Raw genomic sequence first — 14,544 nt, forward strand, 5'->3', positions numbered from 1 at the left:
AGATGTAATAATTTGTTAAAAAAAGAATTTGCGTTGGCTGAATCCGAAATAATAGCCTTATCGAAAAACCGCTTTCATGCTGATGCGGTTTGCTGGCGAGAGAGGCTGATATGGGAAACGCCCACAGGAAGAAAGTCCCCTTGAGACGATGGTTTCAGGCAAGCGTATCTGCCGGGTTTCTTTGCTTTTTTGCTGTGGTGTCCGCCGATGCAGAAACAATCAGTACGGCATCCCTGAAAAAAGGCTATACAACTGCCGAGCTGGATCAGATGCTGGCGCCTGTTGCGCTGTATCCCGACGGGCTGCTGCTGCAGGTGCTGATGGCGTCATCACATCCGGCAGAAGTCGTGGAGGCGGGCAGATGGCTTGACGCGAATCCGGACTTGAGTGGTGACACGGCAGTTGAGGCGGCAGAGAGTTTCGGCTGGCATGCCAGTGTGATGGCCCTCCTGGCTTTTCCCGATGTGCTTTTCACGATGTCCTCCAATATGGAATGGGCGGTGAAGCTGGGGAATGCCTTCACTGCCCAGCGTGAAGACATGATGGAGCGTGTTCAGCATCTTCGCCGCCAGGCACGTGCGGCAGGCAATCTCAAATCGGATGAACGGATGAATGTCATCAGGACCAGCAACAATATTGCGATTGAGCCGGTATCCCGCGAGGTGATTTATGTGCCTTACTACAATCCGGCCATTGTTTACGGTTCCTGGGCGTGGCCAGGCTATGCGCCTTATTACTGGTCCCCCTGGCGGGGGTATGCCTGGTATCCGGGTTATTACTCAAGCAGCTTTATGTGGGGAAGCGGTATCTGGTTCAGCTATACCCGTTTCCATGGCCGTATGGACTGGCGTCGCCGCCATGTGCACTGGAACCCGCCGCCCAAATATACCGCTCCCGGCCATGTCAGGCCGGGTGTCAAACCGCATCCGGGCCAGAACCATGCCAGACCGGGCAACCGGCCGGGGCAAAACGGCCATAATCAGGCGCGGCCAGGTGTAAGGCCCGGAGATGCCAGCTCAGGCCATGTTCGACCAGGATATATCAGGCCTGGCCTGAACAGGCCATCCACCATCACCAGCCGTCCGGGACAGCGCCCCGGGATGGCTGCGGCCTATCGACAGGCACATAATCGTTCTGCCACGACAGGGCACCCGTCCCGCAGCATGGGATACAACCATCCGTCGGCAACACATCAGGACGTCAGTGCGGTGCATACCCGCATGTCACGGGGTTCACAATCCGCCGTTCGCCAGCCAGCTGGGACACATCAGTCAGGGGGCATGGCCCGTGCATCATCACGCCCGGCCATGACGCCACCGGCAAATGTTTCCCGCCAGGCAGGACTACGTCCGGGCGGCTGGTTTTCCCAGGGCGGCGGGCACAAAGGAGGCGCTCGCCGATAGGGTAAAAAATTTCTCTCCTCGTGGTTGATCCTCCGGCAGGGCTTATTATGCCCCCGGAGGATTTTTTTGGAATCGGTGATTAACGTGTTTTGTGAGCGAGTTGCTGCGCTCTTCGGTGCTCGCAAGCTTGTCTATCGCGAGATATGCCGCGCTTGCTGTGCTCCGTGCGCCTTGCACTTCATCTTACAAAACACGTTAATCACCGATTCCTTTTATCCCTGTCCGGCGTTTTGCCGGGTGAATCTGGCAGAAGCGAACGTTTGCGGGTATGCTTCTCTTTTTGACCTGTAATTGGCATCATGTCTGTCAGTGTTCAAACCGGGGATTTTGATGTTTCTGTGGAACTGGCCCGTCTTCGTGACGGCAACGCCAGTATAGGTGCTGTGGTGAGCTTTGTCGGCACCGTGCGGGACCTAAGTGACGGTGAAACGGTTTCGATGATGGAACTGGAACATTATCCGGGGATGACGGAAAAATCGCTTCAGCAGATAGTCGAGGAGGCGAAAGAACGATGGCCTGTCCTGGCTGCCCGGATTATCCATCGTGTCGGAAAGCTGGAACCCATGGCGCAGATTGTTCTGGTTGCTGTGGCGGCTTCACATCGTGCGGATGCTTTTTCAGCGTGTGAATTCATGATGGATTGCCTGAAAACCCGTGCGCCTTTCTGGAAAAAAGAAACAACGGCTGTCGGTTCGCGCTGGGTGGATGCCAAAGCAGCCGATACCAGCGCGGCAAAACGGTGGCAAAAGGAGGACGTGGAATGAGCTGGCTGGCGGTTGGCGCTGGTGCGGCGATTGGCGCCTGGCTCAGATGGGGGCTGGGTGTGCTGATGTGTAGTAGTTTAGACCTGATCTGACAGAAGCCGGTTTTGTTTGGGTATCTGTCAGATTACATCTGGATCAGATTTTTCTCCTTCCAGACATTCAATCCATCAAGAAAGGTCTGCATGGGCGTTCTGCCACAGCACATTTTTTCCCTGATGGGTTCGTTCATTATTGTAATAATGAAGCCAGTTGTCCAGATCGGATTGCAGTGAATCCAGATCGTAGTACAGTTTTTTCCGGAATGCCACCTGGTAAAACTCCTGTAAAACAGTCTTGTGAAAGCGCTCACAGATACCGTTTGTCTGGGGTGACCTGACTTTCGTTTTCGTGTGATCGATGTCATTGATTGCCAGATAAAGCTGATAATCATGGTTCTCAACGCGGCCACAGAACTCTGTTCCCCTATCCGTAAGGATGCGTAATACCGGTACATCCTGGGATGCGTGAAACGGCAGCACCCTGTCGTTGAGCAAATCTGCTGCGGTAATGGGTGTCTTGCTGGTATACAACTTACAGTGAGCAACACGGCTATAGGTATCAACATACGTTTGTTGATATATCCGGCCTACTCCTTTCAGGGTACCGACATAGAAGGTGTCCTGAGAACCCAGATAACCCGGATGGGCGGTTTCTATCTCGCCATGAACGATGTCATCCTGCTTTTTCTTCTCAAGAGCGGCAACCTGTTCTTCCGTGAGAATAATACCTTCGCTGGCTACCTTGGCTTCCAGTGCTTTCAGGCGTTTTTTGAAGTTCTCCAGGTCATGGCGCAGCCAGACAGATCGAACACCGCTGCCAGATATAAAAATGCCGAGCTTTCTCAGCTCATTACTGGTGCGGACCTGACCGTGGGCCGGGTAGTCGATGGCATATTGAACAACAGCTTTTTCTGTGGCTTCTTCTGTCCGGTTCTTGAGATTGGGAACACGTCTGCTCTGGTTTATCAGGGCATCAATACCCCCTTGTCCTACTTGCTCGTGATAGCGATAAAAGGTATCACGTGATACGCCCATGACTTTGCAGGCTTTCGATACGTTATTGAGCTCGGATGCCAGATTAAGCAGCCCGACTTTGTGTTTGATGATCGGATTGGTAGTATGTAACATGAGAGTTACCTCCTTAAGGTTTTGTTTACGGATTCGACACCCATATCAAAACCGGTAACTCTCTCCTTTGCAAGAGATAACTGTCAGATTAGATTCAAACTACTTCAGCTGATGAACCACATTCATGCCCATTTGCCGCTTGGTACCCTCTTGGCCAACCTGCTTGGGGGTTACCTGGTCGGTCTTTCCGTCGCTTTTTTCAATCATTCCACTGTCTTAAGCCCTGAGTGGCGTCTTTTTGTTATCACCGGTTTTTTAGGCGGGTTGACCACTTTTTCCACTTTTTCTGCCGAGTCGGTCATGCTGTTACAGCGGGGTGAATATCTCTGGATGCTCGGACATGTCCTTTTGCATCTGCTGGGCTCCATCCTTTTCTGCATTGCCGGTTTTGCCTGTTTCAGGCTCTTTGCGTCTTCCTGAGCTTTATTGACCTGCCTTTAGCCATTATTTGATATTTTCGCTGACAAAAAAGCCGAAAATGTCTTGAAATTGAAGTTGTTGCACCCATTTACAAAGAATCGGAATTAATCATTTGGAGAATGCAATGCGTCAAGACAAATTGACAACAAAACTGCAGGAAGCCATTGGAGACGCACACAGCCTGGCGGTTGGAAACGACAACCAGTATATCAATCCCGTGCATTTGACCATGGCGCTTTTGCAGCAGAATGACGGCAGCGCCAGATCACTGTTACAAAGAGCCGGTGTGAACGTCAATGCGCTGGACTCGGGGCTGAAAAGCGCTCTTGACCGCCTCCCGAAAGTATCGGGTACCGGCGGGGATGTGCAGGTAGGACGGGAATTGCTGGCGTTACTTAATCTGTCAGACAAGGAAGCCCAGAAACGGGGTGACCAGTTTATTGCCAGTGAAATGGTGTTGCTTGGCCTTCTGGAAGACAAATCAGATGCCGGACGAATCGCACGGGAAAACGGGCTGGATCGCTCTTCGCTGGAAGCCGCCATCAAGGCGGTGCGCGGCAGCGGGCCGGTCAACGCTGCCAATGCGGAAGACCAGCGTGAAGCCCTGAAAAAATTCACCCTGGACCTGACCGAGCGTGCCCGCATGGGCAAACTGGACCCGGTGATCGGCCGTGATGACGAAATCCGCCGTGCCATCCAGGTGCTCCAGCGCCGCAGCAAGAACAATCCTGTCCTGATCGGCGAACCGGGTGTGGGTAAAACCGCGATTGTCGAAGGGCTGGCCCAGCGTATCGTCAACAACGAAGTGCCGGAAAGCCTGAAAGGCAAACGCGTGCTGGTTTTGGATATGGCAGCCCTTTTAGCAGGCGCCAAGTACCGTGGTGAATTTGAGGAACGTCTCAAGGCCGTATTGAATGAACTGGCGGAAGATGAAGGGCAGACCATCGTCTTTATTGACGAGATCCATACCATGGTGGGTGCCGGCAAGACCGAAGGCTCAATGGATGCGGGCAATATGCTCAAACCGGCACTGGCACGGGGCGAGCTGCATTGTGTGGGTGCAACCACGCTGGATGAATACCGCAAATACGTGGAAAAGGATGCCGCACTGGAGCGCCGTTTCCAGAAAATCATGGTGGATGAGCCTTCTGTTGAAGATACCATCGCCATCTTGCGTGGTTTGCAGGAAAAATATGAGGTGCACCACGGTGTGGAAATTACTGACCCGGCCATTATTGCGGCTGCCGAACTTTCACACCGCTATATTACGGACCGTTTCCTGCCGGACAAGGCGATTGACCTGATTGACGAAGCGGCATCCCGTATCAAGATGGAGATTGACTCCAAGCCGGAAGTAATGGACAAGCTTGATCGCCGGATCATCCAGCTCAAGATTGAACGCGAGGCGGTCAAGAAAGAAAAAGATGAAGCCTCCCAGAAACGCCTGGGCCTGATCGAGGAAGAAATCGAAAAGCTTGAGCGGGAATATGCGGACTATGATGAAGTGCTGAAAGCGGAAAAAGCCGGTGTGGAAGGCGCCAAGCACATCAAGGAGGAAATCGAAAAAGTACGGCAGGAGATGGACGAAGCCAAACGCATGGGTGACTTCCAGAAAATGTCAGAACTGATGTACGGCAAAATGCCCGAGCTGGAAAAAGCGCTGGATGAGCAGAATAAAAAGGAAAGCACACTGGAAACAGAGCATCCGAAGCTGCTTCGTACCCAGGTGGAGGCGGAAGAAATTGCCGAGGTGGTTTCCCGTGCTACCGGTATCCCTGTCTCCAAGATGATGCAGGGTGAGCGTGAAAAGCTGCTGCACATGGAAGATGAACTGCACAAGCGGGTTGTCGGCCAGGACGAGGCGATTGTCGCGGTTTCTGATGCGATCCGCCGTTCCCGCGCGGGCCTGGGTGATCCGGATCGCCCCTATGGCTCTTTCATGTTCCTGGGGCCAACGGGCGTGGGTAAAACCGAACTGTGCAAATCGCTGGCCAGTTTCCTGTTTGACACGGATGAATCCATGGTTCGGATCGACATGAGTGAATTCATGGAAAAGCATTCTGTCGCAAGGCTGATTGGCGCGCCGCCGGGATACGTGGGCTATGAAGAAGGCGGCTATCTGACCGAGGCCGTCCGCCGCAAGCCATACAGTGTCATCCTTTTAGATGAGATTGAAAAAGCCCATCCGGATGTTTTCAATGTCCTTTTGCAGGTGCTGGATGATGGCCGGATGACCGACGGGCAGGGCAGGACGGTGGATTTCAAGAATACCGTGATTGTCATGACATCCAATCTGGGATCGCACCTTATCCAGGACATGGAAGCAGAAGGTGTGGAATCCGGCCTGGTCAAGGTGGCCGTCATGGATGAGGTACGGCGCCACTTCAGGCCGGAATTCATCAACCGTATTGATGAGACGATCGTTTTCCATGGCCTGGATGAAAAGAATATCGGCTCGATTGCGAAGATCCAGTTGGCTATTCTCGAAAAACGTCTGGAAAGCATGGAAATGTCACTTGAAATTTCCGAAAAAGCCCTCCAGAAGATTGCAGAGGCCGGTTTTGATCCGCTTTATGGTGCGCGTCCGCTCAAACGGGCTATCCAGCACCAGATTGAAAACCCGGTTTCCAAACTGATCCTGGAAGGCAAATATGGGCCGAAAGATACCATTGTGATTGATGAAAAGAATGGGGAGCTGGTGTTTGACAAGAAAACCGGCGCTTAAACAGGAACTCTCCGAAGCTGCTCTGCAAGCGTGCGGCATGGCCTGACATGCCGGCGTTTGCACAGTGGTGATTCACTCCCTGTCCGGTGGTGCTGACAAGAGCCATAAAAAACCCTGCCTTGAACTGCACCTCCTTTTCGTCAGACTATGTCCAGCTTCTGGGGTGCAGTTCAAGACAGGGTTTTTTGCTTTGTGTAAAAAGTGATCTGTATGGCGTGGATTACTTTTGGGTCTTTACCCAGTTGTTGTATTCGGTAAAGAGAGGCACTCCGTCGATATAAGAGACTTCCGGAATATCAGGGCGCATTTTCTTGACCAGCGGATAGGCTTTCACACAGGTTCTGCCAAGACGGCAGTGAATAAGCACCGGGCGATCCTTGGGGATCTCATTCATGCGCGATAACAGCTCGTTCATTGGGATATTTACGGAACCGGTGAAGTGCTCGGCCTGAAATTTTTCCGGCGGGGATACATCCACAATAAACACATTGGGTGTTTTTTTCATGTATTCCAGCGCTTCAGTCGGGGTCAGACGGCCGATGTCCTTTTGCTGTGCGAAAGCATTGCCCGAGAAAGTGAAAACAACAGCAATGGCCAACAAAGCGGTCATGAAAGCATTTCTTGCTTTAATTGCCCTATGCATATTTTGCTCCTTGGTTTTTGCACACAGGATCAGGAAAGTGTGCAGGTCAATTGGGTATCAGGGTTAATACAAATTGCGCAGAGTTTTCCGGGTTTTGCACAAAACAGGTTTTTCATTATGATCTGCTGATTTTAAAAGCTGCATGTCACGATAATAAAATGTTGGTTAAATGTCAACACATTTACGTGTATTTTTAAGCTGCCTACCGTTCAAATACAAAAGGGGATGAACAGGGTTTTTCTGTCCCATTAACTCGTTCAGGATAATGCGGGTCCCTATCATTTTGAAAACAAGGCTATTTTCACCGCCCCCTAAAATCGCATGGTAATTGCGCATTCCCGGTACTTTTCCTATATAGCCCAGTCTGTCTTTCGTATTGCCGGATACACCCGCCCAGGCAAAGTCAGCGGTGAATGGAATATGCGAAAACAATTTTCCGGCATCAGCAGGCAGCGGTTTTATTTTATGAGGAAGGACGTGCTCTCTTTTGCCGGGTTTGAAAATTCATTGTCACGGTCGCCGGTCAGAACACGACTTTCATGATGAGTTCCCTTAACTGAAGGTAATCCGGGTTGGTATCCTGACTCAAGGGTGTGATTATGATAATCACAGGCGAAACAGGACCATGCGATAAAGATCGTACATGATGCGGATTTTCCCTGCCGAAAGTAAAATAATCCAGCAGGGCGGGCCTCTGATAGAATGCCGTCAGACAGCAATTGTGTTTGGACAAAAAGAGAAAAATCATGCGCATCAGGCCGGAAAAACCGGAAGAATTTCCTTATCTGTACGATTTTGTGCAAACGGCTTTCGCAACAGCAAAAGTCTCAGATGGTACGGAACCCGATTTTGTGAATGTGCTGCGGGAAGGGGTCAACTACATTCCGGATCTGGCACTGGTGGCAGAAGCGGATGGAAAGATCATCGGTCATATCATGTTCACCAGGACCTATCTTTCTGTACCTGGCAAACGTTTTGAGGCGCTTCTTCTGGCACCGGTGGCCGTTGCGCTGGAACAGCGTGACAGGGGAATCGGCTCTGCCCTGATTGAAGAAGGTATGCGCAGGGCAAAAGCGATGGGATTTACCTCGATTTTTCTGGTGGGCGACCCGGATTATTACTCCCGTTTCGGATTTCACCCGGTTGCAAGCTACGGCATCCGGCATAACAGCGAGATACCGGATCAGTACATCATGGCCAAAGCGCTGGTTCCCGGTGTGCTTGACGGTATTGATGGCACGATTACGATCATCTGATTTTCCTGCCGGTTGCCGATCAGGAAAAAGCGATTCCAACAATGATTGGCCCCAGTAGCGGCAATAGCACATTGGATATGGCATACGTGATGGTATAACCCATCAGCGGGGTTGTATTGCCTGCTGCTGCCTGAACAGCGCTTAATGCGGGTGTGCTGCATTGCTGGCCTGCTATTCCGCCCAGAAGAACAGGTAATTCCAGTTTCAGCAGGAAGTGCCCCACCAGAAAAGAGATGATGGCGGGAGTCAGCGCAATGGAAACCCCGGCGAGCGGCAAAATAGGGCCGTATTGCCTGACGAGCAGAAAAGCCTGTTTCCCGGCTGACAGGCCGATGCAGGCGACAAAAGCCGCAAGGCCGATATCTTTCATCAACTCAAGCGAGGCGGGTGGTGTCGCTGATATGCGGGGGGACCGGGTCTGGAACCATCCGAATACCAGGCCGGTGAGCAATGCGCCACCACCTGTTCCCAAAGAAAGATCGATGCCCTTGAAAGGAATACTGATCTGGCCGATCAGAATGCCCAGGATAAGACCGAGTCCGATATAGACGAAGTTGGTTTTTTTATTACTGACAAGCGGATCGCCAATGAAACGCCCGGCCTGGCGGATGGTTTCCGGCGAACCAAGCAATTGCAGTTGATCACCGGCCTGCAGGGTGAGCTGGGGAACCAGTGGCATGGCATGCGTGTTTCGCATGACTGAAACCAGATGAACATGCCGGGTCAACTCTTCTTCCCGGACCCGGTTCGCCAGTTCCCCGAGTGTCAGGCCAGCGGCGCCTTTTCTTGAAACAATATATTTTTCGGTATCCAGTGCCATGTTAAGCGCACCGGGCTTACCGCATTCCTCTCCCAGTACCGTGCCTGCCAGCATGACAGCCTCTCTTTGACCAAATACCAGTACGGCATCACCTGATCGCAAAACGGTACTGTCTGTCACTTCAACCGGTTTTTTGCGGCGATAGAGGGATTCGATAAACGCGCTTTCCCCCAGGAGACGGTTGATATGTCCTACCTCCTTTTTGGCGCCTGCGGTAACAATAAAGCTTCTGCCGATCATTTCCGGCAGGGCATCTCCAGCTTCGGGGGTGTCTGCAAGATTGTTGCTTCCCAGCGATTTCCAGAGCTTGTCCGCTTCTTCCTGTACATTTTTGCGCAGGATAAGGGGGATAATCTGGCTGGTAAACAGCACGATGGTAATGAGGCCGAAGATATAGGTAACCGAGTATGCCGTGACCACATTGGCCTGCAGTGTCCGGATATATTCAGGGGTAAACGGCAGCCTGGAAATGGCGTCTGACGCTGTGCCGATGACGGCCGATTCTGTCGCTGCCCCGGCAACCAGTCCTGCCGTGGTGCCCCCATCCAGTGAAAATATCCGCATGGAAAGCCAGGCGATCAGAAGGACAACGCTGACTTCAATGACGCTGAATAGGCCCAGGCGCAATCCCTTTGCATTCAGGCTGCCAAAAAACTGGGGGCCACCGGCATAACCCAGGGCAAAGATAAAAAGGGCGAAAAAAACGTTTTTGACTTCAGGCGGAACCACAATACCTGACTGGCCTAAAACCAGCGCTATCATGAGGGTCCCGCATACACCGCCAAGCTGGATGGGGCCGATTTTCCGGGAGCCAATGTAAAAGCCGATGCCGATGGAAAGAAAGACCGCTATTTCCGGTTCGTGTCCCAGCCACGAGCCAGGCAAACCAAGGTAATGCCAGGCAAACTGCAGGAACGCGGTAATTGCATCACTCATGGACAGACTCCTTGGGAGTGTTTAAGATGGATGAGCCATTATCGGAAACATTTTTTTGCTGTTGTAGAGCAATGTCAAATCCTGTGACTGCCGTGCAGGGAAAATACAAGAACCGGTTTTGCCAGCATAAGACAACCGTGTGATTCATGCTGTTTTCCTTTATGAGCAGATGGCGATATGGCAGGAAGATGTTCCCATTAATCTTTTAGGGCGTATTGACACTAAACAGTCTGCTGCAAAACCATTTTGTCCCAAATCGCTGCGTTGCATCGAAAAATATGAACTTGATGGTGGTTTACACCACCTGCGTCCAGATTTTCCGCTGCGCCTTGCCCTTTGAAACAAAACGATTTTTCGCGAACGTCAATTTAGTGTCAATACGCCCCAACCTGACGGAGCGACAGATTGTGACAAAGATACTTATCATCAATTCCATGAAACCGTTTGCCCACTCCGGGGGACGGCTCAATACAACATTGACACAGGTTGCGGCCGACTGCCTGAAGGAAAAAGGGCATGACGTCCGGATTACGGTGGTGGATGATGGATACAATATCCAGGAAGAAGTGGAAAAATATCTCTGGGCGGATGCCATCATTTACCAGATTCCCGGATGGTGGATGGGGCCGCCATGGATTCTGAAAAAATACATGGATGACGTTTTTACCGAAGGGCATGGAAAGCTTTATGCCAATGATGGCAGAACCCGTTCGGACGACGCAAAAAAATATGGTTCCGGTGGTTTGCTCCAGGGCCGGAAATACATGATCTCAACGACATGGAATGCGCCCCTGGAGGCGTTTACTGATCCTTCGCAGTTTTTTGAAGGGGTCGGGATTGATGGAGTCATGATGCCGGTGCACAAGGCAAACCAGTTTCTGGGGATGGCCCCGCTGCCCACATTCATGTGCAATGATGTGATGAAGGCGCCTGATGTTCCTGCTTACGAGAAGCAGTATCGCGAACATCTCACCCGCATATTCGGCTGACCTGTCACTCGCGCAAAAAACGGCAGCAAAAGCTGCCGTTTTTTATTGGCCTGACCAGCGTTTCAGTTGGGGGAATACCTGTCGCATCTGTGCAGCGGCATCGTCACGGGACAGGGGCGTCTGGGCATTGCGATTGTACTCATCCAGAAATTTCAGGCAATGTTCAATCATGCCTTCCATACCGGTTTCCCGGGTAAAGGCGCCGTTTTGAAAACAATAGCGGCAATAGTCTGTACTGGGGCTGGCGTCCTGATTGGTGCCATGATCAACTGCTGTATTCATGGGCATGCAGCAGCTTTGACAAAAGGTCGGGTTCATCAAAGGGTCCTTGTTGGAAACAGCACTTAGCCTATCATGATAATGCGGAGATGATGAGCTTTTCAGACAAAATATTGCCGGATTTAAACTTTCACTCAGGCATTTTTTTGCTGATTGCTGATGCGGCATGCCTGCAAGACCCTGTATCAGGCAGGGTCTTTTGCAAGAGACGCTTTCGGGTTAATGCGTTGCCGGTTTTCATCCAGGAGATGAGTGATCAGGGTTTCACCATCTTTTCCTGCCCGGAGTTCGACAAAGCGGGCGCGCTCAAATATTTTTCCATAACCTTCCTGGAAAAAGAAGGAACCTGAGCCGACACGGGAGCCAAACCGTTTTCCCCGGTAAATGAGCCTGACGTCTCCCGGCTGGAGCGTTGCCCCATCGTCAAAGCGGACAAAGTGATAAACGCCTGTTTCATCCGGAGCGGCAATGATGGTGCCTTTGACCCAGGCATCCGTGTTATTTTCAGGGGATTTTTCAGTGCGCAGAGCCTGATGGATGGTATTTTCTATTTCCAGGGAAAGCGTCATATAGTCGCCCTGCATCAGCGAGCGCGGGTCAACAGGACGCAGCGCGAGAATGACGCGTTCCCCGTTTTCAAGCAGCTGTTCTTTCTGCTGGACGGCGTAACCGAAAAAGAGAAAAAACACGAGAACACAGCCGGCAAGGATGGTCTGTGCGAGCCGGGTTTTGCTGGCAGAAACGACGGTGTCATGCCTGTCTGCTCCATTGGCGGCTTTGGTTGACCGAACAGGAGCAAGCGAAGCTGGAAGATGCCGCGTTCCGTTACGAAAGCAGTGTGTCATGTACCGGTGCAGCGCGACAGCTGAGAGAAGCAGGAAAATGCCGATGCCGCCCAGCGAGAGGGATTTTATGAGCAGGGTGGTGGAAAGGGCATAGTATTCCAGCACGGTGCATACCGACAGGAAAAAAGTGGCGGTGCCAAGCAGCACCATGGATTTTGCCTGACGGGACATGGCCAGTATCAAGAGGCCAATGCCAAACCAGGGCATATACCAGGAGACGATGGCAACCGGGATTGAAAGCCCTGCCATGATGATCCGGGTAAAAGGGTGGATACTCAGATCTTTCGCCAGTTGAAACACAAGATATCCCAGGCCGATCGCAGCACCGATACCGGCCATTTTGATGGAAACGCCTGACATGCCCACTCCCATGGAGAGAAACATCAGGATTTTACTGGAGTGGAACAGCACGGAAAAAATGCCCAGGAAAAGCGGTACGGCATACCCTGCGGCAATGAAAGGATGGCGCTGCAGGACGAGCGCCTGCTTTTGGGTGAATTTGCGCCATACATGAGTCAGGCCAACCGCACAGGCTGCATAAATCACACCAAAGATGACCAGCATGGGGGTGGAAATATCTGTGAGGCTGTTTTCCACGGCATCGAGGTATCGGTAATGTCCCCTCTCCAGCGGGAAAAAGAAGAGGTCCGCCTGGAAAAATACCATGGTGATGGCCAGGGCTGCGGCCAGGAAACGGTAGGCATTGTTTCTTGCCGGAAAAGCACTGGCGGCAAAGAGGATGATGGGAGGGAGAAGGCACAGCTGGCGGTTGCCGATTTCCATGCTGATCAGCACACCGGCGGCACTGGCACCGGTGAGGCAAAGGCAAAGTGCTGCCTGCTCGAAAAAGACGCCAGGAAGCCAGGTCAGGCCGATGCCGATACCCAGCAGGATCAGGAAAACGATACTGTATCCGGATTGATCCAGATTCCAGCCGGTGAGGGTAAAAATCAGCGCAATCATGCAGGGAACCGCGATCCATGCGCAGATACCCATCAAAAGCCGTGCCTGCCAGGGCGTATGCGCTTTTGTGTGGCCTGGTGCGTCCGGTTCCTCATCTGTTTCTGCCAGATGGGGCCGGGGCAACCTGCCCTGGAGGGCAAGGCGCAGTAGCGGCAGGGAAAAGCCGGCAGGAAGAGTCGGTGTTTCTGATACGGCGGTTTCTATGGGTGTCGTAGTGATGCGGGCGTCTGCCTGTGCTTTTTCCCGCTGCTGGCGGATGCTTTCCCGCCATTTTCTGTAACGGGCGATCAACAGCTTCCCGGAAATTGCAGAACCGGCAAGCAGGACGACAACCGCAGTAAAAAAGATGGTGGTGATATTTACTCCCCTGAGATGATGCATGGTGAATGTCAGCACCAGCATAATCAGGCTGAGAAGGCCTGCGGCAACCATGAAAAGATCAGTTTGCCTTGTCCGGTAGTAAAAAGCGCCCCCTGCAATCAGGGCCAGGTAGAGGGCACTGTAAATGACGGGATGTCCGAATTCTGCCGCTTCTTTGGTAATGATGAGGCTGACCATGAACGTCAGGAAAGCGAGGAGGGCAAGGCCAATGACCCGGGGCAGCCAGCGCGTGGTGAGGAAAGGAAAACGCGGGCCGGAGAAAAAGCGTGCAGCGGCTTCCCACAGGACAAAAAAAGCGGTTTGGGCCAGGCATTGATAAAGCAGGATATTGGCCATTGCCGTGTTGTCATGCAGGACGTCAGCGCGTTGTCCCAGATAGAAAATACCCCATAATGAGGAGACCAGCCACAGGGCAAACCAGAGCCCTGCCTGGCGGCCTAAAAGCGTCAGTGGTATCAGGAAAATTGCCCACGAGCGAAAGAGTTCCCAGGCATTGGCACCGGTCTGGTAGACCTGTCCATACACCGCCATGAGTGCGCCACCTAAAATACCGCATGCGAGAAGGCCGAGGCTGCCGGCAGTCGAGTTCAGGCCGCGAAGCAGGGGAAAGGCGGCGGCTGCCAGCATGGCTGCGCCAATAATGCCGAATTTGGCAAAGGGGGACAGGTCTTCCCAGTTATAGGCAAAAAAGCAGATGATGCCCGCCATCAGGAAGAGCGTTCCTGCATTGGCGAAAATAAAACGGCCAAACAGTCCCCAGCCCAGTGATGGCAGAGATGCCTCTTCCTTCTGTAAGTCGGCAGCATTACCGGAAATATCCGGTTCCTGATATGACGTGGTCTCGCTCATGATGTGCTCCTGTTTGCAGATTGGATTGTACGCTCATCCAATTTAAATATAACTAAATAACTAGTTTTTTGGTTATTAAAAGCCATATCTCGGAGAATGTCAAGA

11 protein-coding genes and 1 pseudogene are annotated in these 14,544 nt (G+C 52.2%); 7 read left to right on the plus strand and 5 right to left on the minus strand.

The window, feature by feature from the left end; genetic code table 11:
• Nucleotides 1-110: 110 nt before the first annotated feature.
• Both NB640_RS10545 and NB640_RS10550 read left to right on the plus strand, forming a co-directional pair.
• Nucleotides 111-1,403 (plus strand): DUF3300 domain-containing protein, encoded by a 1,293-nt coding sequence (locus tag NB640_RS10545; protein ID WP_269308661.1) that lies wholly within the window; start codon nt 111-113, stop codon nt 1,401-1,403.
• Nucleotides 1,404-1,702: 299 nt separating this feature from the next.
• The gene (locus NB640_RS10550) at nt 1,703-2,167 is read left to right on the plus strand and encodes a molybdenum cofactor biosynthesis protein MoaE (RefSeq protein WP_269308662.1); all 465 of its coding nucleotides are present in this window, start codon (nt 1,703-1,705) and stop codon (nt 2,165-2,167) included.
• Nucleotides 2,168-2,291: 124 nt separating this feature from the next.
• Here the strand turns inward: NB640_RS10550 and NB640_RS10555 are convergent.
• A pseudogene (locus NB640_RS10555) lies at nt 2,292-3,333 on the minus strand (IS481 family transposase).
• A gap of 87 nt (nt 3,334-3,420) precedes the next feature.
• Here NB640_RS10555 and crcB point away from each other — a divergent pair.
• Nucleotides 3,421-3,753: a fluoride efflux transporter CrcB gene (gene crcB / locus NB640_RS10560; protein ID WP_269310452.1), complete on the plus strand. Its 333-nt coding sequence runs from the start codon at nt 3,421-3,423 to the stop codon at nt 3,751-3,753.
• Nucleotides 3,754-3,877: 124 nt separating this feature from the next.
• The gene (clpB, locus tag NB640_RS10565; protein ID WP_269308663.1) at nt 3,878-6,478 is read left to right on the plus strand and encodes an ATP-dependent chaperone ClpB; all 2,601 of its coding nucleotides are present in this window, start codon (nt 3,878-3,880) and stop codon (nt 6,476-6,478) included.
• 220 nt (nt 6,479-6,698) lie between these two features.
• Here the strand turns inward: clpB and NB640_RS10570 are convergent, their stop codons facing one another.
• Nucleotides 6,699-7,088, minus strand: coding sequence for a rhodanese-like domain-containing protein (locus tag NB640_RS10570; RefSeq protein WP_269308664.1), 390 nt, complete (start codon nt 7,086-7,088; stop codon nt 6,699-6,701).
• 779 nt (nt 7,089-7,867) lie between these two features.
• Between NB640_RS10570 and NB640_RS10575 the strand changes: the two genes are divergently transcribed.
• A complete protein-coding gene (locus NB640_RS10575; RefSeq protein WP_269308665.1) occupies nt 7,868-8,377 on the plus strand; it encodes a GNAT family N-acetyltransferase in 510 nt (169 codons plus the stop codon).
• Between the two features lie 19 nt (nt 8,378-8,396).
• Here the strand turns inward: NB640_RS10575 and aspT are convergent, their stop codons facing one another.
• On the minus strand, nt 8,397-10,133 hold the full coding sequence (gene aspT / locus NB640_RS10580) for an aspartate-alanine antiporter (RefSeq protein WP_269308666.1): 1,737 nt from the start codon (nt 10,131-10,133) through the stop codon (nt 8,397-8,399).
• A gap of 139 nt (nt 10,134-10,272) precedes the next feature.
• Between aspT and NB640_RS10585 the strand changes: the two genes are divergently transcribed.
• Together NB640_RS10585 and NB640_RS10590 are read left to right on the plus strand one after the other, a co-directional pair.
• The gene (locus NB640_RS10585; RefSeq protein WP_269308667.1) at nt 10,273-10,473 is read left to right on the plus strand and encodes a hypothetical protein; all 201 of its coding nucleotides are present in this window, start codon (nt 10,273-10,275) and stop codon (nt 10,471-10,473) included.
• 67 nt (nt 10,474-10,540) lie between these two features.
• Entirely contained in the window at nt 10,541-11,122 is a 582-nt protein-coding gene (locus NB640_RS10590; protein ID WP_269308668.1) for an NAD(P)H-dependent oxidoreductase, read from the plus strand.
• Between the two features lie 42 nt (nt 11,123-11,164).
• Here NB640_RS10590 and NB640_RS10595 read toward each other — a convergent pair whose 3' ends face one another.
• Complete coding sequence (locus tag NB640_RS10595; protein WP_332880213.1) at nt 11,165-11,569, minus strand: zinc ribbon domain-containing protein; 405 nt, start codon at nt 11,567-11,569, stop codon at nt 11,165-11,167.
• Nucleotides 11,570-11,586: 17 nt separating this feature from the next.
• On the minus strand, nt 11,587-14,439 hold the full coding sequence (locus tag NB640_RS10600; protein WP_269308670.1) for a GDYXXLXY domain-containing protein: 2,853 nt from the start codon (nt 14,437-14,439) through the stop codon (nt 11,587-11,589).
• Nucleotides 14,440-14,544 lie beyond the last annotated feature (105 nt).

Source organism: Oxalobacter vibrioformis (assembly GCF_027118995.1).
GTDB classification, from domain to species: domain Bacteria; phylum Pseudomonadota; class Gammaproteobacteria; order Burkholderiales; family Burkholderiaceae_D; genus Oxalobacter; species Oxalobacter vibrioformis.

What these genes read in the sequence shown, in the direction of transcription:
- NB640_RS10545 (WP_269308661.1), top strand. Translation starts at nt 111, where the DNA reads ATGGGAAACGCCCACAGGAAGAAAGTCCCCTTGAGACGATGGTTTCAG.
- NB640_RS10600 (WP_269308670.1), bottom strand. Translation starts at nt 14,439, where the DNA reads ATGAGCGAGACCACGTCATATCAGGAACCGGATATTTCCGGTAATGCT.
- NB640_RS10570 (WP_269308664.1), bottom strand. Translation starts at nt 7,088, where the DNA reads ATGACCGCTTTGTTGGCCATTGCTGTTGTTTTCACTTTCTCGGGCAAT.
- clpB (WP_269308663.1), top strand. Translation starts at nt 3,878, where the DNA reads ATGCGTCAAGACAAATTGACAACAAAACTGCAGGAAGCCATTGGAGAC.
- aspT (WP_269308666.1), bottom strand. Translation starts at nt 10,133, where the DNA reads ATGAGTGATGCAATTACCGCGTTCCTGCAGTTTGCCTGGCATTACCTT.
- NB640_RS10550 (WP_269308662.1), top strand. Translation starts at nt 1,703, where the DNA reads ATGTCTGTCAGTGTTCAAACCGGGGATTTTGATGTTTCTGTGGAACTG.
- NB640_RS10575 (WP_269308665.1), top strand. Translation starts at nt 7,868, where the DNA reads ATGCGCATCAGGCCGGAAAAACCGGAAGAATTTCCTTATCTGTACGAT.
- NB640_RS10595 (WP_332880213.1), bottom strand. Translation starts at nt 11,569, where the DNA reads ATGCCGCATCAGCAATCAGCAAAAAAATGCCTGAGTGAAAGTTTAAAT.